Annotated in this window: 18 protein-coding genes and 1 tRNA gene; 5 read left to right on the top strand and 14 right to left on the bottom strand. The window is 65.8% G+C overall.

Features of this window, described 5'->3' with window-relative positions; translation table 11 throughout:
- Positions 1-14: 14 nt before the first annotated feature.
- The 4 genes from dapD to argA are packed head-to-tail and all read right to left on the bottom strand — an operon-like array spanning position 15 to position 3,872.
- Positions 15-839 (bottom strand): 2,3,4,5-tetrahydropyridine-2,6-dicarboxylate N-succinyltransferase, encoded by an 825-nt coding sequence (dapD, locus tag WKW77_RS01435; RefSeq protein WP_340355044.1) that lies wholly within the window; start codon positions 837-839, stop codon positions 15-17.
- Positions 836-2,047, bottom strand: a complete 1,212-nt coding sequence (gene dapC / locus WKW77_RS01430) for a succinyldiaminopimelate transaminase (protein WP_340355043.1) — start codon at positions 2,045-2,047, stop codon at positions 836-838. The genes dapD and dapC overlap by 4 nt, the downstream gene beginning before the upstream one ends.
- Entirely contained in the window at positions 2,044-2,490 is a 447-nt protein-coding gene (locus tag WKW77_RS01425; protein ID WP_340355042.1) for a hypothetical protein, read from the bottom strand. Before WKW77_RS01425 ends, dapC begins: the two co-directional genes overlap by 4 nt.
- Before the next feature lie 35 nt (positions 2,491-2,525).
- Positions 2,526-3,872 carry an amino-acid N-acetyltransferase gene (gene argA, locus WKW77_RS01420; RefSeq protein ID WP_340355041.1) on the bottom strand — a complete coding sequence of 449 codons (1,347 nt, stop codon included), beginning with the start codon at positions 3,870-3,872 and terminating at the stop codon, positions 2,526-2,528.
- 135 nt (positions 3,873-4,007) lie between these two features.
- On the opposite strand from argA, the gene hrpA reads away from it, so the two are divergent.
- Complete coding sequence (gene hrpA / locus WKW77_RS01415; RefSeq protein ID WP_340355040.1) at positions 4,008-7,784, top strand: ATP-dependent RNA helicase HrpA; 3,777 nt, start codon at positions 4,008-4,010, stop codon at positions 7,782-7,784.
- Positions 7,785-7,856: 72 nt separating this feature from the next.
- Here the strand turns inward: hrpA and WKW77_RS01410 are convergent, their stop codons facing one another.
- The 6 genes from WKW77_RS01410 to lptF all read right to left on the bottom strand — a co-directional run bounded on the left by WKW77_RS01410 (position 7,857) and on the right by lptF (position 12,892).
- A complete protein-coding gene (locus tag WKW77_RS01410) occupies positions 7,857-8,015 on the bottom strand; it encodes a DUF3309 family protein (RefSeq protein WP_340355039.1) in 159 nt (52 codons plus the stop codon).
- 110 nt (positions 8,016-8,125) lie between these two features.
- Positions 8,126-9,298: a pyridoxal phosphate-dependent aminotransferase gene (locus WKW77_RS01405; RefSeq protein ID WP_340355038.1), complete on the bottom strand. Its 1,173-nt coding sequence runs from the start codon at positions 9,296-9,298 to the stop codon at positions 8,126-8,128.
- Positions 9,295-10,236, bottom strand: coding sequence for a CysB family HTH-type transcriptional regulator (locus tag WKW77_RS01400; RefSeq protein WP_340355037.1), 942 nt, complete (start codon positions 10,234-10,236; stop codon positions 9,295-9,297). The genes WKW77_RS01405 and WKW77_RS01400 overlap by 4 nt, the downstream gene beginning before the upstream one ends.
- A 63-nt stretch (positions 10,237-10,299) precedes the next feature.
- Positions 10,300-10,668: a sirohydrochlorin chelatase gene (locus WKW77_RS01395; protein ID WP_340355036.1), complete on the bottom strand. Its 369-nt coding sequence runs from the start codon at positions 10,666-10,668 to the stop codon at positions 10,300-10,302.
- Between the two features lie 11 nt (positions 10,669-10,679).
- Positions 10,680-11,786, bottom strand: a complete 1,107-nt coding sequence (gene lptG / locus WKW77_RS01390) for an LPS export ABC transporter permease LptG (RefSeq protein ID WP_340355035.1) — start codon at positions 11,784-11,786, stop codon at positions 10,680-10,682.
- A complete protein-coding gene (lptF, locus tag WKW77_RS01385; RefSeq protein ID WP_340355034.1) occupies positions 11,783-12,892 on the bottom strand; it encodes an LPS export ABC transporter permease LptF in 1,110 nt (369 codons plus the stop codon). The genes lptG and lptF overlap by 4 nt, the downstream gene beginning before the upstream one ends.
- 21 nt (positions 12,893-12,913) lie before the next feature.
- Between lptF and WKW77_RS01380 the strand changes: the two genes are divergently transcribed.
- The 4 genes from WKW77_RS01380 (at position 12,914) to WKW77_RS01365 (ending at position 16,639) form a co-directional block, all read left to right on the top strand.
- Entirely contained in the window at positions 12,914-14,428 is a 1,515-nt protein-coding gene (locus WKW77_RS01380; protein ID WP_340355033.1) for a leucyl aminopeptidase, read from the top strand.
- Positions 14,425-14,862 carry a DNA polymerase III subunit chi gene (locus WKW77_RS01375; protein WP_340355032.1) on the top strand — a complete coding sequence of 146 codons (438 nt, stop codon included), beginning with the start codon at positions 14,425-14,427 and terminating at the stop codon, positions 14,860-14,862. Before WKW77_RS01380 ends, WKW77_RS01375 begins: the two co-directional genes overlap by 4 nt.
- Positions 14,862-15,296: a hypothetical protein gene (locus WKW77_RS01370; RefSeq protein ID WP_340355031.1), complete on the top strand. Its 435-nt coding sequence runs from the start codon at positions 14,862-14,864 to the stop codon at positions 15,294-15,296. The genes WKW77_RS01375 and WKW77_RS01370 overlap by 1 nt, the downstream gene beginning before the upstream one ends.
- Positions 15,297-15,421: 125 nt before the next feature.
- Positions 15,422-16,639, top strand: a complete 1,218-nt coding sequence (locus WKW77_RS01365) for a branched-chain amino acid ABC transporter substrate-binding protein (RefSeq protein ID WP_340355030.1) — start codon at positions 15,422-15,424, stop codon at positions 16,637-16,639.
- A gap of 62 nt (positions 16,640-16,701) precedes the next feature.
- On the opposite strand, the gene WKW77_RS01360 is transcribed toward WKW77_RS01365, so the two are convergent.
- From WKW77_RS01360 to WKW77_RS01345, 4 genes are all read right to left on the bottom strand, one after another.
- Positions 16,702-17,466, bottom strand: a complete 765-nt coding sequence (locus WKW77_RS01360; RefSeq protein WP_340355029.1) for a carbonic anhydrase — start codon at positions 17,464-17,466, stop codon at positions 16,702-16,704.
- A gap of 238 nt (positions 17,467-17,704) precedes the next feature.
- Positions 17,705-17,795 (bottom strand) — tRNA-Ser (locus tag WKW77_RS01355).
- A gap of 40 nt (positions 17,796-17,835) precedes the next feature.
- Positions 17,836-18,765: an SPFH domain-containing protein gene (locus WKW77_RS01350; protein ID WP_340355028.1), complete on the bottom strand. Its 930-nt coding sequence runs from the start codon at positions 18,763-18,765 to the stop codon at positions 17,836-17,838.
- A gap of 26 nt (positions 18,766-18,791) precedes the next feature.
- On the bottom strand, positions 18,792-19,223 hold the full coding sequence (locus WKW77_RS01345; protein WP_340355027.1) for an NfeD family protein: 432 nt from the start codon (positions 19,221-19,223) through the stop codon (positions 18,792-18,794).
- Between the last annotated feature and the right edge of the window lie 58 nt (positions 19,224-19,281).

Genomic DNA, 19,281 nt, shown 5'->3' with positions numbered 1-19,281 from the left:
CGGCCGGGGTTCGATCAGTCGCGCAGCAGGTCGTTCAGCGAGGTCTTGGCGCGGGTTTGCGCGTCGACACGCTTCACGATGATGGCCGCGTACAGGCTGTAGCGGCCGTTGTCCTTGGGCAGCGTGCCGCTGATCACAACCGATCCGGCGGGCACCCGGCCATAGGTGACTTCACCGGTAGCGCGGTCGTAGATGGGGGTGCTCTGGCCGATGTAGACGCCCATCGACAGCACCGAGTTCTCCTCGATCACCACGCCTTCGACCACTTCGGAGCGGGCGCCGATGAAGCAGTTGTCCTCGATGATGGTCGGGCCGGCCTGCAGCGGCTCGAGCACGCCGCCGATGCCGACGCCGCCCGAGAGGTGCACGTTGGCGCCGATCTGCGCGCACGAGCCGACCGTGGCCCAGGTATCGACCATCGTGTTTTCGCCGACATAGGCGCCGATGTTCACGTAGGAGGGCATCAGCACCGCCCCCTTGGCGATGTAGCTGCCGCGGCGCGCGACGGCCGGGGGCACGATGCGCACGCCGGCTTCCTTCAGCTCGCCGGCCGACAGGTGCGAGAACTTGGTCGGCACCTTGTCGTAGAAGCCGAGCGAGCCGGCCTGCATCTGTTCGTTGTCGCGCAGGCGGAACGACAGCAGCACGGCCTTCTTGATCCACTGGTGCACGGTCCACTGGCCGACGGCTTCGCGCGTGGCGACGCGCAGCTTGCCGTTGTTGAGCTCGGCGATCACGTGCTCGACGGCGGCGCGCACTTCCTTCGGAGCACTGGCGGCGGAAATGTTGGCGCGGTCTTCCCACGCTGCGTCGATGGTCTGCTGGAGTTGTTGGGTCATGGAAGAACTCGGTTCTGGATGAATTGGACGATGCGTTGCGCGGCTTCGGTGCACTCGGCGGTGTCGGCGACCAGCGCCATCCGGATGCGCCCGCGCCCCGGGTTGCTGCCGGCCACGTCGCGGGCGAGATAGCTGCCGGGCAGCACCGTGACATTGTATTGAGCGTAGAGCTCGCGGGCGAAGGCCTGATCGTCGCCCTGCCACGAGGAGGGAACCCCGGCCCAGAGGTAGAAGCTCGCGTCGGGCAGGCGCACGTCGAGCACCGGCGCCAGGAGCGGCGTGACGGCCGCGAACTTGGTGCGGTACTGCATGCGGTTTTCGAGCACGTGCGACTCGTCGCCCCAGGCCGCGATGCTGGCCGCCGCGACCGTGCCGCTCATCGCGCTCCCGTGGTAAGTGCGATAGAGCAGGAAGGACTTGATGATGGATGCATCGCCCGCCACGAAGCCGCTGCGCAGCCCCGGTACGTTGCTGCGCTTGGACAGCGAGGTGAGCGCGACCAGGTTGCGGAAGTCGCCGCGCCCGAGCCGCTCGGCTGCTTCTAGCCCGCCGAGCGGCGGTTCGTCGCGGAAGTAGATCTCGCTGTAGCACTCGTCGGAGGCGATGACGAATCCGTGGCGATCCGAGAGTGCAAAGAGCTTCTTCCACTCGTCCAGCGGCATCACGGCGCCAGTCGGATTGCCCGGCGAGCAGACGAAGACGAGTTGGGTGCGCGCCCAGACATCCTCCGGCACGCTGTCCCAGTCGACCGCGAAATTGCGCGCCGGCACGCTCGGTACATAGTACGGCTCGGCGCCCGAGAGGAAGGCCGCACCTTCGTAGATCTGATAGAACGGATTGGGCGACATCACGATCGGCGCGGGCGATCGGCTCGCGTCGACCACGGTCTGCGCCAGCGCGAAGAGCGCCTCGCGAGATCCGTTGACGGGCAGCACTTGCGTGGCGGGGTCGAGGCTCAATCCATAGCGGGTCTGCAGCCAGCCGGTGAAGGACTGGCGCAGATTCAGGTCGCCGGCCGTCGCCGGATAGACCGCGAGGGCGCCGAGCCCAGCGGAGAGCGCGTCCTTGATGAACCCGGGCGTCGGATGCTTGGGCTCGCCGATGCCCAGGCTGATGGGCGCGTACTGAGGATTCGGCGTGACGCCCGCGAAGAGTTGTCGCAGCCGCTCGAAAGGGTAGGGCTGCAGTTTGGCGAGCAAGGGATTCATGGTACGGAATTATCGTGGCCGAGCCGCGGAGCCGGTGTCTGCAGGCGTGCCTGCACCGAGAGGATCAGCATTTCGTGCGCGGCTGGATCGGCTTCGCGCAGCTTGTCGAGCGCGGCGATCGCCGCATCGGCGAGCTCGACGCGGCTTTCTTGCTTGACGGCTTCGATCTCGAGATAGGCGGCCTCGAGCTTGCGCAGCGACGCGTCGGCCTTGCCGGACGCGACCGCGTCGGAGCCCTTTGCCGCAAGAAGGACTTCGGTGATCCAGCCGAGCTGCCGCCCGTAGCTGGCCACATCGAAGGCCTTCTTTTCGAGCAGGCCGTTGCCTGCCGATGAAGGAATTCCGGCGAAGAACCAGTTGGTGTCCGGCTCGATCTGCTGTGCGACGCTGCCGCTGAAGGGGAGATGAAACACCGGAGACCAGAACCAGAGCCACGGAAACATCGTCTTCTCCTCGTCGGTAGGGTCTTGGGGATCGATCAGAGCTTCTTGACGAGCACCTGGCTCTTGCGGTCCCAGTTGTACTTGCGCTTGCGCGCTTCGGGCAGCCAGTCGGGGTTGACCTGCTGGAAGCCGCGCTTGAGGAACCAGTGCATCGTGCGCGTGGTGAGCACGAAGATGCTGTCCAGCCCCTGCGCCTTGGCGCGGTGCTCGATGCGCTTGAGGATGCGCTCGCCGTCGCCCTGCGCCTGCGATTGCGGCGACACCGTGAGCGCCGCCATCTCCGCGGTCTTGGCCTCGGGATAGGGGTACAGCGCCGCGCAGCCGAAGATCACGCCGTCGTGCTCGATCACGGTGTACTGGCCGATGTCGCGCTCGATCTCGGTGCGGCTGCGCTTGACCAGCGTGCCGTCGCGCTCGAAGGGTTCGATGAGCTGGATGATCCCGCCGATGTCGTCGGCCGTCGCTTCGCGCAGCGATTCGAGCTTCTCGTCGATCACCATCGTGCCGATGCCGTCGTGCACGTAGATCTCCAGCAGCAGCGAACCGTCGACGCTGAAGGGGATGATGTGGTTGCGCTCGACACCGGCTTCGCAGGCCTTCACGCAATGCTGGAGATAGAAAGCGGTGTCGGTCGGCCGCTGCGCCGGTGCCAGCGAGGCGAGCAGCTTCTTTGCCGCGTCGAGCGGCAGTTCGGTGTCGATCGGGTTGTCGTCGCTGATCGGCTGGCTGGCATCCACCGGAATGCCGGGGATTTCGGTCAGGAAGATCAGCTTGTCCGCCTGGATCGAGATGGCCACGCTGGTCGCGACCTCTTCCATGGTGAGGTTGAAGGCCTCGCCGGTGGGCGAGAAGCCGAAGGGCGACATCAGCACCATCGCGCCGAAATCCAGTCCGCGCCGGATGCCGGCCGCATCGACCTTGCGCACGAGGCCGGAGTGCTGGAAATCGATGCCGTCGACCACCCCGACCGGTCGCGCGGTGATGAAATTGCCGGAGATCATCCGCACCGTCGAGCCTGCCATCGGCGTGTTCGGCAGGCCTTGGCTGAACGCGGCCTCGATCTCGTAGCGCAGCTGCCCGGCGGCTTCCTGGGCACAGTCCAGTGCCACCTCGTCGGTGATGCGCATGCCGTGCGAATACTTCGCCTCGTGGCCCTTGGCGCGCAGTTGCTCATTGACCTGCGGCCGGAAGCCGTGCACCAGCACCACCTTCACGCCCATGCTCTGGATCAGCGCCAGATCCTGCGCGATGCTTTGCAGCTTGCCCGCCGCGATCGCCTCACCGGCCAGGGCGACCACGAAGGTCTTGCCGCGATGCGTGTGGATGTACGGCGCCACCGAGCGGAACCAGGGGACGAAGGTGAAGTTGAAGACGGTGGACATTGGCGGGAGTAGGGCGGCGGAGTGCCGGTCGCAAGATAATTGGCGATTTTCCCCGAACTGCCCGCCTTGTCTTCGCCCCCACTTCGAATCGAGTTTCCAGAATCCCTGCCGGTGTCGGCCCGGCGCGACGAAATCATGGCCGCCATCGCGGCGCACCAGGTGGTCATCGTCTGCGGCGAGACGGGTTCGGGCAAGACCACGCAGTTGCCCAAGATCGCGCTGGCGCTCGGGCGCGGCAAGCTGAATGCGCCGCCCGGCAAGGGCCGGCTGATCGGACACACCCAGCCGCGCCGGATCGCGGCGTCGTCCGTGGCCAAGCGCATCGCCGAAGAGCTGAAGACGCCGCTGGGCGAGGTGGTCGGCTTCAAGGTGCGCTTCCAGGACCGACTGTCGCGCGATGCCTCGGTCAAGCTGATGACCGACGGCATCCTTCTGGCGGAAACGCAGACCGATCCGCTGCTCAAGGCCTACGACACGCTGATCATCGACGAGGCGCACGAGCGCTCGCTCAACATCGACTTCCTGCTCGGCTACTTGAAGGAGATCCTGCCGCGGCGGCCGGACCTGAAGGTGATCGTGACCTCCGCGACGATCGATGCGGACCGTTTTGCGCAGCATTTCGTTTCCGCGAAGGGCCCGGCGCCTGTGATCATGGTGTCTGGGCGCACCTTCCCGGTGGAGCAGCGCTACCGGCCCTTCGAGGAATCGCGCGATTTCGACCTCAACGACGCGATCGCCGACGGCGTCGACGAACTCTGGCGCGATCCGCACAACGCCGGCGACATCCTCGTCTTCCTCCCCGGCGAGCGCGAGATCCGCGAGGCGGCGGACCATCTTCGCAAGCACCTGAGCCACCAGCCGGTGATGCGCAATGCCGAGGTGCTGCCGCTCTTCGCGCGCCTCTCGCAGGCGGAGCAGGACCGCATCTTCGACGGCCACACGGGCCGCCGCATCGTGCTGGCGACCAACGTGGCGGAGACTTCGCTGACGGTGCCGGGCATCCGCTACGTGATCGATGCCGGCACCGCGCGCGTCAAGCGCTACAGCTTCCGCAGCAAGGTCGAGCAGTTGCTGGTCGAGCCGATCAGCCAGGCGGCGGCCAACCAGCGCGCGGGCCGATGCGGACGGGTCGCCAACGGCATCTGCATTCGGCTGTACGACGAGAAGGACTTCGACGGCCGGCCGCGCTTCACCGATCCCGAGATCCTGCGCTCGTCGCTCGCGGGGGTCATCCTGCGGATGAAGTCGCTGCACCTCGGCGACGTCGAGCGCTTTCCGTTCCTCGAAGCGCCGCAGCGGCGCGCGATCGCCGACGGCTACCAGCTGCTCAACGAGCTCGGCGCGGTGGACGATGCGAACGAGCTCACGCCGACCGGCGTGGAGCTGTCGAAGCTGCCGCTCGATCCGCGCGTCGGCCGGATGATCCTGGAGGCACGCTCGCGCGGCGCGCTCGAGGAGGTGCTGGTGATCGCCAGCGCGCTGTCGGTGCAGGACGTGCGCGACCGCCCGCTGGAAGCGCAGCAGCAGGCCGACCAGGCCCACGCGAAGTTCGATGACGACCGCAGCGAATTCAGCGGCTACCTGCGCCTTTGGAAGTGGATCCATGATGCGCGCGGCGGGCATGGCGACCACAAGCTCAGCAACCGGCAGTACGAGCAGTTGCTGCGGCAGAACTTCATCAACGTGCGGCGCGTGCGCGAGTGGCGCGACATCCATTCGCAGCTGCTCACCGTCGTCACGGAACACAAGTGGCGGATCAACGCGCAGCCTGCGACCTACGACGCGCTGCACATGTCGATGCTCTCGGGCTTGCTGGGCAACATCGGCTGGAAGCTCGAAGACGACGAGGCCTACCTCGGTGCGCGCGGCATCAAGTTCTATCGACACCCCGGCGCGCACTTGAAGAAGAAGCCCGGGCGCTGGATCGTCTGCGCCGAACTGGTCGAGACCACGCGCCTCTTCGGCCGCGGCATCGCCAACATCGAGCCGCAGTGGCTCGAACAGGTCGGGGGGCACCTTCTCAAGAAGCAGTTGCTCGATCCGCACTGGGAGAAGAAGGGCGCGCAGGTCGCGGCACTGGAGCGCGCCACGCTCCACGGGCTCGTGGTGTACAGCGGGCGCCGCGTGGACTTCAGCCGGGTCGACCCGGCGGCGGCGCGGGAGATCTTCGTGCGCGAGGCGCTCGTGGGGGGGCAGTGGGAGAGCAAGCTGCCATTCCTTGCCGCCAACCGGAAGCTGGTGCGCGAGGTCGAGGCGCTGGAGCACAAGTCGCGCCGCCAGGACGTGCTGGTCGACGACGAGCTGATCTACGCGTTCTACGACGCACAGGTGCCGGCGGATGTCGCGAGCGGCCTGGCCTTCGAGAACTGGTATCGCGCGCAGTCGAAGGACGCACCGCGGCTGCTGTATCTGACGCGCGACGAGCTGATGCGCCATCAGGCGGCCGGCATCACGACGCAGGCATTTCCCCCGACGCTTCGCCTCGGCGGTGTCGATTGCGCCGCGACCTACCTGCACGAGCCGGGCGATGTGAAGGACGGCCTCACGGTCACGGTGCCGCTCTTCGTGCTGAACCAGGTCAGCGAAGAGCGGTGCGAGTGGCTGGTGACGGGCATGCTCAAGGACAAGCTCCAGGCGCTGCTCAAGAGTCTTCCGCAGAAGCCGCGCGCACGGCTGGTGCCGCTGCCGGAAACCGCGACGCGCCTGGCCGAATTGTTCGGCGCGCCGGAGGTATTCGGCCACGGATCGCTGACCGATGCGCTGCAGAAGCGCGTGCGCGAGGAAACCAGCCTCGATGTGAAGCGCACCGATTTCAAGCTGGACATGCTGCCGCCGCACCTGTTCATGAACCTGCGTGTGGTGGACGAGCATGGCCGTCAGCTCGGCATGGGTCGGAATCTCGGCGCGCTGAAGGCGGAGCTGGGCGCACAGGCGCGCGGCGCGTTCCAGGCACTCGCGGGGCTCAACCTGAAGAAGGCGCCGGAAGCCCCGGCGACACAGGCCGGCAAGCGCGACGAGCGGCCGGCGAAAACGGCCGAAGCGCCTGCGGCCGCTGCACCCGCGGGCCAGCGCTACACCGCATGGACCTTCGGCGAGTTGCCGGAGCTGATGGAAGTGCGGCGCGGCGCGCAGTCGCTGATCGGCTTCCCGGCGCTGGTCGACGGCGGCGATGCGGTCACCATCGAAGTCTTCGACGAGCCTGCCGTCGCGGCCGCGAAGCATCGCATCGGCCTGCGGCGGCTCTTCGCCTTGCAGATCAAGGACGCGCTCAAGTACCTCGAGAAGAACATCCCCGATCTGCAGAAGATGGCTGTGGCCTTCATGCCACTCGGAACGCTGGAGGAATTGCGCGCGCAGATCATCGATGTCGCGCTCGATCGCGCGTTCCTGCAGGACCCGCTGCCGACCGATGCGGCCGGCTTCAAGCGCCGCGTGGAAGAAGGACGCGGGCGGCTGACGCTGATCGCCAACGAGGTGGCACGGCTCGCCGGCGTGATCCTCGCCGAGTACGCCGTCGCTGTGCGCAAGATCAAGGACACCAAGATCCAGCCGACCGCCACCGCCGATGCGTCGCAGCAGTTGCAGCGGCTGGTCGGCAAGCGCTTCCTGGTCGACACGCCTTGGCCGCGGCTGCAGCATTTCGCGCGCTACCTCAAGGCGATCACGCTTCGGCTCGACAAGCTGCGCGCCGACCCGGACCGCGACGCGCAGCGGCTGGCCGAGCTTCGTCCGCAGGAGCAGCGCTACTGGCGCCTGCTGGCCGAGCGCAAGGGAGCAACCGACGAGCGCATGGGCGAATTCCGCTGGCTGCTCGAAGAACTGCGCGTGAGCTTCTTCGCGCAGGAATTGCGCACGCCCCAGCCGGTGAGCGTGAAGCGGCTGGACAAGCTCTGGGTGCAACTCGAGAGCTGAACTGTTTTCGGGCGCGCATGAAAAAGCCCGCCGAAGCGGGCAGTTCGCGTTTGCATGCGAGGGGGGAGGGCGCTATATCCGTCCCATGAGGAGCAGCACGACCACGACCACGAGCACCAGGCCCAGGCCGCCGCTCGGGCCGTATCCCCAACTGCGGCTGTAACCCCAGCTCGGGAGTGCGCCGATCAGCAACAGGACCAGGACGATCAGCAGAATCAACGAAAGTGACATGGACTTCTCCTTGGGCGGAATCAACCGAGGAGCCCATGGTCGGGGCGGGTCGTCGAATCCATCGCCGGAAGGCACCCCCTCCGGCGGTCAGGACTCTCCTACCGTTTCTGTCAGAGCCGGGCCAGCCGCTCCAGGGCGCTGTAGAGCGTTTCGTCCTTCTTGGCGAAGCAGAAACGCACCACGCGCTGGTCGAAGCCGTCGCCGTAGAAGGCCGACAGCGGAATCGCGGCGACGCCGATCTCGCTGGTGAGCCACTGGCAGAAGTCGGATTCGTCGAGGTCGCTGACGTCGCTGATGTCGACGCACTGAAAGTAGGTGCCGGCACTCGGCAGCAGCTTCAGCCGCGTCTTGGCGAGGCCTTCGGCGAACAGGTCGCGCTTGCGCTGGTAGAAGGCAGGCAGTTCGAGGTAGGGCGTCGGGTCGACCATGAAGCTCGCGAGCGCGTGCTGCATCGGCGTGTTGACCGTGAACACGTTGAATTGATGCACCTTGCGGAATTCCGCGGTAAGGGCCGCGGGCGCGGCAACGTAGCCCACCTTCCATCCGGTGACGTGGTAGGTCTTGCCGAAGCTGCTCACGATGAAGGTGCGTGCCGCCAGCCCCGGGAAACGCGCCGCGCTCTCGTGCTTCCCACCGGCATAGACCATGTGCTCGTAGACCTCGTCGCTGATCACCAGCACGTCGGTCGGCGCGAGCAGTTCCTCGAGCCGGCGCATCTCGGACTCGGTCCACACGGTGGCGCTCGGGTTGTGCGGCGTGTTGATGATGATCGCGCGCGTGCGCGGCGTGAGCGCGGCGGCGATCTTGTCGAAGTCGGGCCGGAAGGTGCCCGGCGTGAGCGGCACGCGCACCACCTTGCCGCCCGCAAGATCGATGTTGGGCACGTAGCTGTCGTAGCAGGGCTCCAGCACGATCACTTCGTCGCCCGGGCGGACCACCGCGAGGATGGCGGTGATGATCGCCTGCGTCGCGCCTGCGGTGACGGTGATCTCGGTCTGCGGGTCGTAGCTGTGCCCGTACAGCGCGGCGATCTTCGATGCGATCGCCTGCCGCAGCGCAAGGATGCCAGGCATCGGCGGGTACTGGTTGTGCCCCGCGGCCATGGCATCGGTGACGGCCTGCAGCAGCTTCGGATCGCACCCGAAATCGGGGAATCCCTGCCCGAGATTCACCGCCTTCTTCTCGACGGCGAGCGCCGACATCACGGTGAAGATGGTCGTGCCCACGGCGGGCAGCTTGGTCTGGACTTCTGGGGTGCGTGCGGTCACGGTGGGAGTACTCACAGGTCGTAGTCTTGATGCTGGCCGCTCAATGCCTTGGCGATCAGGTTGCGGTCGAGCCGGTCCGAAAGGAGTTCGGCGAACTTGAAGACGAAGTTGCGAAGGTAGGCGCTGCGCTTGAAAGCGACGCGGGCGATGTTGACGCCGAAGATGTGACCCATCGGGCGCACGACGAGGTCGCTGTTGGATTCGTCGCGCACCGCCATCTCGGCCACGATGCCCACGCCGAGGCCGAGCCGCACGTAGGTCTTGATGACGTCCGAGTCGATCGCTTCGAGCGCGATGCGCGGCGTCAGCTTCTTGTGCGCGAAGGCATGGTCGATGCGCGTGCGGCCGGTGAACGAAGGGTGGTAGGTGATGATCGGCTCGGAGGCGAGGTCCTCGAGCGAAATGCGCTCCTTGGCGGCCAGCGGATGTTCCTTGGGCAGCACCAGCACGTGCTGCCACTCGTAGCAGGGCATGGTCACGAGATCTGCGTAGTCGGACAGCGATTCGGTCGCAATGCCGATCTCGGCGATCTCGTCGATGACCATCCGCGCCACCTGGTCGGGCGAGCCCTGGTGCAGGCTCACGTTGACTTTGGGGTAGGCCTCCCGCAGCTTGGCGACCGGCACCGGCAGCACGTAGCGCGCCTGGGTGTGCGTGGTGGCAATGGAGAGCGTGCCGCTGTCCTGGGCGCTGAACTGCTCGCCGATGCGCTTGAGGTTGCCGACCTCGCGCATGATCAGCTCGATGCTCGCCAGCACATGCTGGCCCGGTTCGGTGACGCGCTTGAGCCGCTTGCCGTGCCGCGCGAAGATTTCCACGCCCAGTTCTTCTTCGAGTTCGATGATGGCCTTGGAGACGCCGGGCTGCGAGGTGTGCAGCGCCTTGGCGGCTTCGGTCAGGTTGAGGTTGCGTCTCACGGCCTCTTGCACGAACTTGAACTGGTGAAGATTCATAACAAATTCCGTCTTATTCGGGGATTCATTATGCCTTCGGAATCTATGAAAATCACCGCGGTTTCAGGATTCGAGCGCCTTTCTCGCGAGCAGCTCGATGACCTCGGGCTCCTCGCCCACGGCACCGGCCAAGGTGAATTCGACCGCAGGATGCAGCGCGCGCAGATCATCGAGAAGGCGAGGGAGGTCTTCGCGCACATGCCGGCCCATCCCGAGGAAGAGCGGCAGCACCCGGATGGTGCGTGCGCCCTGGACGATCAGGGTTTCCGCCGCGCCGCGCAGATCAGGCTGGACCAGTTCGAGGTAGGCGCAGGAGACCCTGGCCTGCGGATCGAGTTCGGCGACCCGCCGCGCTACCGCTTCCACCGGCGCACGCCAGCGCTCGTCGCGCGAGCCGTGCGCAAAGAGGATGATGCCGCGAATGGCGCTCAAGCTGCGGCCCCCTAGCGCCGGAGCACCAGCCAAGTGAAGGCGCCCAGCGACATCACCGAATAGATCAGCCCCGGCGCGGCCGCCGTCATCCATGGCAGCCAGTTGCCGAGATTGCCGAGATAGCCGAACACGTTGTTCAGCAGGAAGAAGCTGATGCCGATCATCACGCCGACGAACACGTAGGTCGTGATGCCGGACTGGCGGAAATGGAGGTACGCGAACGGCAGCGCCAGCACGACCATCACGAGGCATGAAAGGGGATAGAACACCTTGCGCCAGAACTCGATCTCGTAGCGCTGCGCCGTCTGGCCGTTGGCCTCGAGATGGCGGATGTAGTCGAACAGATCGAGCGTGCGCATGCGATCGGGCCGCAGCAGTGCAACCGACACCATCTCGGACGTCAGCGAAGTGGGCCATTCGACCATCGGGATCTTGGTCGTGACGATGCGGGCATTGCCGGATCCGCGCGTGTCGTATTCCTCCCGGCTGACATCGACGAGCGTCCAGTGTCCGTCGCTGGCGTGCGCCGATGCGGCAGTCGTCTGCGAGGTGATGAAGCCCTTGCTGTCGAATTCGATGATGCGCGGCTCTTTCAGTTCGCCGCCGCGGCCCATCGTGGCCACGTTGACCGCGTAGGAGGTGTCGCCCTGGCGCTCCTTGAGCCACGCGCCGGTGTTGCCTACCAGCGAGAAGATGTTCTGGTAGCGCACCTTGAGCAGTTGCGCCGTACGGTCGCTCAATGGCGCGACGTAGTCGCCGATCGCGAAGGTGAGCACGACGAAGCTGAGCCCGAGGATGAGTAATGCCCGAAGCGCCCGCCAGGGTCCGAGGCCGCTGGTACGCAGGATGGTGAATTCGGAGCTCTGCGCGAGCCGCGCCATCACGAAGATGGTCCCGATCAGCACGGCGATCGGCAGCAGGTCGTAAAGGTGGCTCGGAATCAGCAGCGCGACGTAGAGCAGCGCCTGGGCCCCACCGTAGCCCAGCGTCTCGGGGCGGCCGATCGATTGCAGCTCATCGACGAAGTCGAAGAAGAAGAACAGGCTCAGGAAGCCGAGCGCGACGAAGGCCACCGCCTTCGCCACCTCCACGTAGATGAGGCGACGGATTGTTTTCACGCGGTGTCGGTCTTTCGGGCGCGGCCAAGGCGAAGCGCCGCCAGCAGGCTCCAGTTGTAGTGCCGCTTCGCGAGCCAGGCGAGGCCGAGCAGGAAGGCTCCGCCGTGCAGGGCCAGCATGAAGCCGCCCATGCTGTACTTGCCCGAGCCCACCCAGTTCTGCCCGAGATTGAGCAGGTTGTAGTAGAGAACGAAGGCGAAGAGGGCGAAGAGATAGTTGCCGCTGCGGCCCACGCGCGGATTCACGCTCGAGAGCGCCAGCGCGAGCAGCACGAAATTGGCGCCCGCGAGCAGCATGCCCATGCGCCACGCGAGTTCGCCGAGATTGAGTGGCGTCGGTTCGCGCAGCAGCTGCAGCGTGGTGCGCGTGCGCACCGGAGCGTCGTCGAGCGAGTTGCCGCTGCTGCTGCCGACCTTGGCGCCATACGTCTGGAATTCGCTGATCTTGGTGCCTTCGGCATTCAGCGAGCGCTCCAGCCGTTGGCCGTTGCTCAGGAGCAGGAAACGCTTGCCGTCGATGTCCTCCATGTGACCGCGACGGGCGGAGGTGATGATCTGCAGATTGCGCTCGATCGACTGGATGAACACGTTGTTGGCCGTGGCACTGTCGGGCGCGTCCTTGTCGATGAAGAACACGCGCAGCCGGCCGGCGGATTCGCGGAACTCGCCCGGCGCGACGCGCTCGATGTCGCTGCGCCGCTCGTAGCGCTCCCGCATGCCCTGGGTCTGCGAGTTGGCCCAGGGCCAGCCCACCAGCGCGAGAGCCGCGATCAGCACCAGGATGGGCCATGCGAAGCCGAACAGCGGCCGCAGGAACTCGGCCAGCCCGCGCCCGCTGGAGAACCAGATCACCATTTCGCTGTCGCGGTACATGCGCGACAGCGTGCCGACGATCGACACGAACAGGCACAGGCTCAGGATGGTCGGCATGTAGCCGAGCACGGTGTACGTCATCACGAGGAAGACCTCGCGAGGATTCACGCTGCCCTTGTTTGCCAGGCCGAGCGTGCGGATCAGCATCATGGTCATCACGATCGTGACCAGCACCACCACGGTGGCTCCGAAGCTGCGCGACAGCTCCTTGCGTAATGAGGAATGGAATAACATCGTCGAGGGAAAAAAAGGATTATGGACTTTCAACTCAAGACCCTCTCCGCCGCCCAGGCTGCCGCCGAAAAGGCCGATGTGCTCATCGTGCTCGTGGCAGCCGGGTCCACCACCGCCAAGGACGCGCTTTCCGCACTGATCGCCGACGCCCGCAAGGCCGGCGACCTGCCTGACAAATCCGGCAAATTGCTGGCGCTGTACAGGCCCGCCGGGATCGCCGCGCCGCGTGTGGTGCTGGTGTCGTCGGGGGACGGGAAGGCCGCTTCGGTCCGCTCCGCGGTGGCCGCTGCGGTCGGTGCGGCGAAGGGATCGAATCCCAAGCGAATCGTCATCGCAGCCACGCAGCCGCTGGATGGCGCCGCGCTGGGGAGTGCCGTGATCGCGACGGCCGATGCCAGCTACGTCTACGGCACCACCAAGTCGAAGGCGGAATTGCGGACGATCAAGCAAGTCGTGTTCGGTCTCCCGGACGCCGGCGGGCTGCGCCGGGCATTCGACGAAGCGGCCGCGACCGTGGCCGGCATCGAAGTCGCCAAGGAATGGGCGAACCGGCCGGCCAACTACTGCACGCCGACCATGCTGGCCGGCGCCGCCGAAGAACTTGCCAAGCTCCCGAACGTGAAATGCGAAGTGCTCGGGCCCAAGGAGGTCGCCAAGCTCGGCATGGGTGCGTTCTCGGCCGTGGCGCAGGGCTCGGCGGAGCCGCTGCGCTTCATCGTGCTGCGCTACCACGGCGCGCCGCGGCACCAGGCGCCTGTCGTGCTGGTCGGCAAGGGCATCACATTCGACACCGGCGGCGTTTCGCTCAAGCCCGCCGCCGAAATGGACGAAATGAAGTTCGACATGTGCGGCGCGGCGAGCGTGCTCGGCGTGTTCCGTGCGCTGGGCGACATCCAGCCGGCGATCAACGTGATCGGCCTCGTGCCGGCGTGCGAGAACATGAACGACGGCCGCGCCGTCAAGCCGGGCGACGTCGTGACCAGCATGAGCGGCCAGACCATCGAGGTGCTCAATACCGATGCGGAAGGCCGCCTGATCCTTTGCGATGCCCTGAGCTACGCCAAGCGCTTCGAGCCGTCGACCGTCGTCGATATCGCGACCCTCACCGGCGCCTGCGTGGTGGCGCTCGGTGGCGTGCGAAGCGGTCTTTTCTCGAGCGACGACGCCTTGGCCACCGCATTGACCACGGCCGGCGAGCAGTCGCAGGACCGCTGCTGGCGCATGCCGCTCGACGACGACTACGCCGAGGGCCTCAAGAGCAATTTCGCCGACGTCGCCAATATCGCGGGCCGCGCAGGCGGCGCGATCACGGCCGCCAAGTTCCTGCAGCGCTTCACCAGCGACTTCCCGTGGGCTCACCTGGACATCGCGGGTACGGCCTGGAAGAGCGGGGCGGCCAAGGGCGCGAGCGGCCGGCCGGTCGGCCTGCTGCTCAATTACCTGCTGACCGAGAGCCGCAAAGGCGACGCCGGATCGGCTTCGGTCAAGGCGCCCAAGACCGCGCGAAAGACCACTCCAAAGGCGCGCGCCAAGTGACTGAGATCGACGGCCACTACAACATGCCGGACAAGGTGAGCTACGCCTGTCGTCTGCTGCGAAAGGCCGTCGGCGCGCACGGCGCACGTCTCGTGGTCATGGCCGATCCGGCGACGCTGGATGCGATCGACCAGTCCCTCTGGACCCTGCAGCCAACCGAGTTCATCGCGCATTGCCGCAGCGGCGACGAAGACCATATCGTCGAGCGCTCGCCTGTCGTGCTGGCTGAGAGTGGCACGACCTCGCTGCCGGACCGGCCGATCCTCGTCAACCTCGGCGCGGAACTGCCGACCAGGTTCGAACGCTTCGAACGCCTGATCGACATCGTCGGCAGCGACGACGCCGACAAGCAGGCCGGCCGCGCCCGTTGGCGCCACTACAAGGACCGCGGGTACGCGATCCGTACGTATCCCTACGGCGCAAGCGCAAACTGATGTCGACGCCACGCACGCCGCCGCGCTTCGTTCCGACGTTGACGACGGTGTTCGAGCCGTCGCAGGAAACGCCGCCGGTTTCGCCCCTTTTGACCGCGCCGTCGGACACCCCGCCGATCGAGCCGCCGCCCGTGGTCACGAAGCTTTCCGAGGCGGTCGCGCTGAGCCCCGAGGCACGGCTTTCCGAGGCCGAGGCCTTCAGGCTCGAAGAGCAGTTGCTGCACCGCGTTCTGCAGCGTGTGGACCTCTCGCTCGAGGAGCGGGTGAGCGACGCGGTGTCAGCCGCCGTTCAGCATCACCTGGACACGATGATCCCCGCGCTTCGCAAGCAAATCGAAGCGGTTTTGCGTGATCTGGTGAGCGAATCCTTGGCCCGTGAACTAACGGAAAACCCCGGGTCTACGCCAACGTTTGCCCCTCGATCCTTGGGCTAAACTGCGCGCCAGGTCGGAGAGCGCGTGGGCGCCAAGCGACCGCGGCGCGATATTTGCTGAGTCGAAAGCGCCGGGTTCGCAAGACCGGTTTTCAACTTCACTCAATCATGTTCTGGAGGTTCCCCATGCAATTGAAATGGACTGCGGTCGCACTGGCTGCTCTCGCGCTCGTGGCCTGTGGCAAAAAGGAAGAAGCTGCTGCACCCGCTGCCACTCCTGCCCCGACCGCAGCGGCGCCGGCACCGGCTGCACCTCCGGCTGAAACGCTGGTCGTCAAGATCGGTCACGTTGCCCCGACCAGCGGCGCCATTGCGCACCTCGGCAAGGACAACGAACTCGGCGCACGCATGGCCGTCGAGGACCTGAACGCCAAGGGCATCAAGATCGGTGACAAGGTCGCCAAGTTCGAACTGCTCGCCGAAGACGACGCAGCCGATCCGAAGCAGGGCACCGCAGTTGCACAGAAGCTGGTCGACAGCAAGGTCAACGGCGTCGTCGGTCACCTGAATTCCGGCACCACCATCCCGGCTTCCAAACTGTACAGCGACGCGGGCATCCCGCAGATCTCGCCGTCGGCGACCAACCCCAAGTACACCCGCCAGGGGTTCAAGACCACCTTCCGCGTGGTGGCTGACGACACGCAACTCGGCGGCACGCTCGGCAAGTACGCCGTCGAAAAGCTGAACGGCAAGAACATCGCCGTGATCGACGACCGCACCGCGTACGGCCAGGGCGTCGCAGAAGAATTCGAGAAGGCCGCCAAGGCCGCCGGCGCCAACATCGTCGGCCACGAATTCACCACCGACAAGTCGACCGACTTCAACGCCATCCTGACGAAGCTCAAGGGCGCCAAGCCCGACATCCTCTTCTTCGGCGGCATGGACGCCGTCGGCGGCCCGATGCTCAAGCAGGTCAAGCAACTCGGCATGAACGTCAAGTTCATGGGCGGCGACGGCCTGTGCACCGGCGAACTCGCCAAGCTGGCGGGCGATGCGATCGGCGAAGACATGGTCGTGTGCGCCGAAGCCGGCGGCGTGGAAGGCGACTTCAAGGCACCGCTGGATGCCTGGAAGACCAAGTTCAAGGAAAAGAACGGCGTGGAAGTGCAGATCTATGCACCCTATGTCTATGACGCCGTGAACGTGCTGGCCGCCGCCATGGAAAAGGCCGGCTCCGCCGATCCCGAGAAGTACCTGCCTGAAGTTGGCAAGATCGAATACAAGGGCCTGACCGGTCCGATCGCTTTCGACGAGAAGGGCGACGTCAAGAACGGTGCGCTGACGCTCTACACCTACAAGGGTGGCCAGCGTACGCAGATCGCCGTGGTGCGCGGCGCGAGCTGATCGGCAGCGCAGACCATGAAAAAAGGGCCCTTCGGGGCCCTTTTTTTTCATGCGCACTCGGATCACATGGCCGCTTCCTCGACCACCTTGCGCCCATGGCCCCGCTGGACGGGGCGGTGGTTATCTCGGAACAGCTTCTGGAAAGCCTGGATCTGCTGGCGCGACATCTCGATCGGCTGCTCCATGACGATCCAGTTCACCTCCTCGGAGCACGGCGGCGTGGTCAGCGATCCGCCATAGACCATGGCTTTGCGTGACGCCGGCAGAAGCGAAGCGAGGTCGACTTCCCCAGTCTTCGGCGCCGCATCCGGCGCCGGCAAGTGCTCCCACAGCCCGGCCAGTGCCGCGTTCTTCGCGCCTTGCCTGATGAAAACACCCACGACGGTGATCTTTCCGCTGGCGTCCTTGTTCACCAGATGCATTTCCATCGGGAACGACTTGCCATTGAGGTGATGCTCGCTGGGCGTATGGAAGTGGAGCTGCGCGAGCGCATAGCTGCCGGCCTTGTATGCGACGGTGTTGCTCGCAGGGCCGTCCACATTGAACTGGATGGTATGGCCGTTGTTGACCCACTGGCCTTTCGCCAAGCCGTAGTGGATCGAGATGTCGTGCTCGTTCAAGCGCTTCGATTCGCGCGTCTTGAGCGCGATGGGGGATTGCTGAAGTCCGCTTTTGCAGAGCTGGTTGTCAGGGTCGAGTGCGGCCCATTGCGCGGGCCCGGTGCCGCTCCTGTACGACCAGTGCGCGTGTTCGGCAGCACTGGCGCCGAGAGTGAGGGCTGAAACGAGAAGCCCCGCGACAAGGCTGGGGTGATGAAAGCGTGCCATGGGATGAGTCCGGAGGTCGAGGGTCAAACAAGACGGCTGCTGGCCGCCTTGCAACACTCTATTTACTCCGGGGTGCGGAGCCCATCAGATGTCTCTCAATCCGACGCGCTGGCCGAGTTGCTTCGACGTTTGTCCTGCTCGCGTGCACGCCCCGTTGCAGACGCAAAAAAGCCCCGGCGAGCGGGGCTTTTTGGACGGTTCCGACGGCAGTTGGAGGCTGCCTGCAAATCGTTTTTTTTGGCGGAGCAGGCGGGATTCGAACCCGCGGAGGGCTATTAACCCTCACACGCTTTCCAGGCGTGCGACTTAAACCGCTCATCCACCGCTCCGAAGCCCACGATTGTAGCAGTGCGCGGGCCCCTATCCCATTCAGGTGCTCGATGTCTTGCCCGCTTGCACCATCCGCATCGCCGATGCGATGAGGGCAGCGGTCTCGTTCATGGTGCTCGGGACGATCAACGTGGTCGTCGCGTCGGCAGCCACCTTGCCGTAAGCGTCCACGGCACGTTCCGCCACCTTGAGTTGCACCGCCTGCTCGCCGCCCGGCTGGCGGATCGCGGCGGCAATGCGCTCGATCGCGCCGGCAGTGGCTTCGGCCACCGCGGTGATGGCGGCTGCCTCGCCCTGCGCGTTGTTGATCTGCGCCTGCTTCTGGCCTTCGGACCGTGCGATGAAGGCCTCGCGCTCGCCCGTGGCGATGTTGATCTGCTCCTGGCGGCGGCCTTCGGAGGCAGCGATCAGCGCGCGCTTCTCGCGTTCCGCCGTGATCTGGCGCTGCATCGCGTGCAGGATCTCGTTGGGCGGCGTGAGGTCCTTGATCTCATAGCGAAGCACCTTCACGCCCCAGTTGAGCGCCGCCTCGTCGATGGCCGAGACCACCTGGGCGTTGATGATGTCGCGCTCCTCGAAGGTCTTGTCCAGTTCGAGCTTGCCGATGACGCTGCGCAGCGTGGTCTGCGCGAGCTGCGTGATGGCCATGACGTAGTTCGACGAGCCATAGCTCGCACGCATCGGGTCGGTCACCTGGAAGTACAGGATGCCGTCCACCTGCAACTGCGTGTTGTCGCGCGTGATGCAGACCTGGCTCGGCACGTCGAGCGGGATTTCCTTCAGGCTGTGCCGGTAGGCGACGCGGTCGATGAAAGGGACCAGGAAGTTGGGTCCCGGTGACATGGTCCCGTGATACCGCCCGAGCCGTTCGCGAACCCAGGCGTTCTGCTGCGGCACGAACTTGATCGATTGGGTGATGAAGATGATGGCGATCCCCAGGATGACGAGGGGAACGAGGGCGTATTCCATTGAGCGGTTTCCTTCCTTTTCCTGACTCAGAGCTTCTCGACGACGAGGCGGCTGCCGACCACTTCGACGACCCTGTGCTGTCCGGCAGCGGGGACGTCGCCGGCGCGTGCGACCGCGGTCCACTGTGTGCCGCGATAGCGTACGAGGGCGGTGCCGTCCGCGTTCCAGGCATCGACCTGCACGTGCTCGCCGATGTCCAGGTTCACGTCGGGATTGGCGGAGACGGGCGGTCCCGGAGGGCGCCGGCGGCGGATGGCGTGCCAGACGATCACCGCCGACACGCTGACCACGGCCGCGACGATGAACTGCGTCCCGAGCGAGGCGCCCAGATGCGTAGACACCGCCGCGGCAGCGAAGCCGCCGCCGATCAGCAGCAGATAGACCGTGCCGGTCCCTGAAATCAGCTCGAGCACGATGGCCGCCCCCGTCATGAGCCACCAGACGGTGGAACTTGCCATAGCCAATCCTCTCAGTGCGTTTAGACACGGCGATTGTGGCAAAGGCGAAGGACGACAT

Source organism: Variovorax ureilyticus (assembly GCF_037889935.1).
GTDB lineage: Bacteria > Pseudomonadota > Gammaproteobacteria > Burkholderiales > Burkholderiaceae_C > Variovorax > Variovorax ureilyticus.
The sequence above is the reverse complement of the archived record's forward strand: the minus strand, read 5'-3'. Positions and strand labels throughout refer to the sequence as shown.

Coding starts and splice junctions, on each gene's coding strand:
- dapD (WP_340355044.1), bottom strand. CDS start 839: ATGACCCAACAACTCCAGCAGACCATCGACGCAGCGTGGGAAGACCGC.
- dapC (WP_340355043.1), bottom strand. CDS start 2,047: ATGAATCCCTTGCTCGCCAAACTGCAGCCCTACCCTTTCGAGCGGCTG.
- WKW77_RS01425 (WP_340355042.1), bottom strand. CDS start 2,490: ATGTTTCCGTGGCTCTGGTTCTGGTCTCCGGTGTTTCATCTCCCCTTC.
- argA (WP_340355041.1), bottom strand. CDS start 3,872: ATGTCCACCGTCTTCAACTTCACCTTCGTCCCCTGGTTCCGCTCGGTG.
- hrpA (WP_340355040.1), top strand. CDS start 4,008: ATGGCCGCCATCGCGGCGCACCAGGTGGTCATCGTCTGCGGCGAGACG.
- WKW77_RS01410 (WP_340355039.1), bottom strand. CDS start 8,015: ATGTCACTTTCGTTGATTCTGCTGATCGTCCTGGTCCTGTTGCTGATC.
- WKW77_RS01400 (WP_340355037.1), bottom strand. CDS start 10,236: ATGAATCTTCACCAGTTCAAGTTCGTGCAAGAGGCCGTGAGACGCAAC.
- lptF (WP_340355034.1), bottom strand. CDS start 12,892: ATGTTATTCCATTCCTCATTACGCAAGGAGCTGTCGCGCAGCTTCGGA.
- WKW77_RS01380 (WP_340355033.1), top strand. CDS start 12,914: ATGGACTTTCAACTCAAGACCCTCTCCGCCGCCCAGGCTGCCGCCGAA.
- WKW77_RS01370 (WP_340355031.1), top strand. CDS start 14,862: ATGTCGACGCCACGCACGCCGCCGCGCTTCGTTCCGACGTTGACGACG.
- WKW77_RS01365 (WP_340355030.1), top strand. CDS start 15,422: ATGCAATTGAAATGGACTGCGGTCGCACTGGCTGCTCTCGCGCTCGTG.
- WKW77_RS01360 (WP_340355029.1), bottom strand. CDS start 17,466: ATGGCACGCTTTCATCACCCCAGCCTTGTCGCGGGGCTTCTCGTTTCA.
- WKW77_RS01350 (WP_340355028.1), bottom strand. CDS start 18,765: ATGGAATACGCCCTCGTTCCCCTCGTCATCCTGGGGATCGCCATCATC.
- WKW77_RS01345 (WP_340355027.1), bottom strand. CDS start 19,223: ATGGCAAGTTCCACCGTCTGGTGGCTCATGACGGGGGCGGCCATCGTG.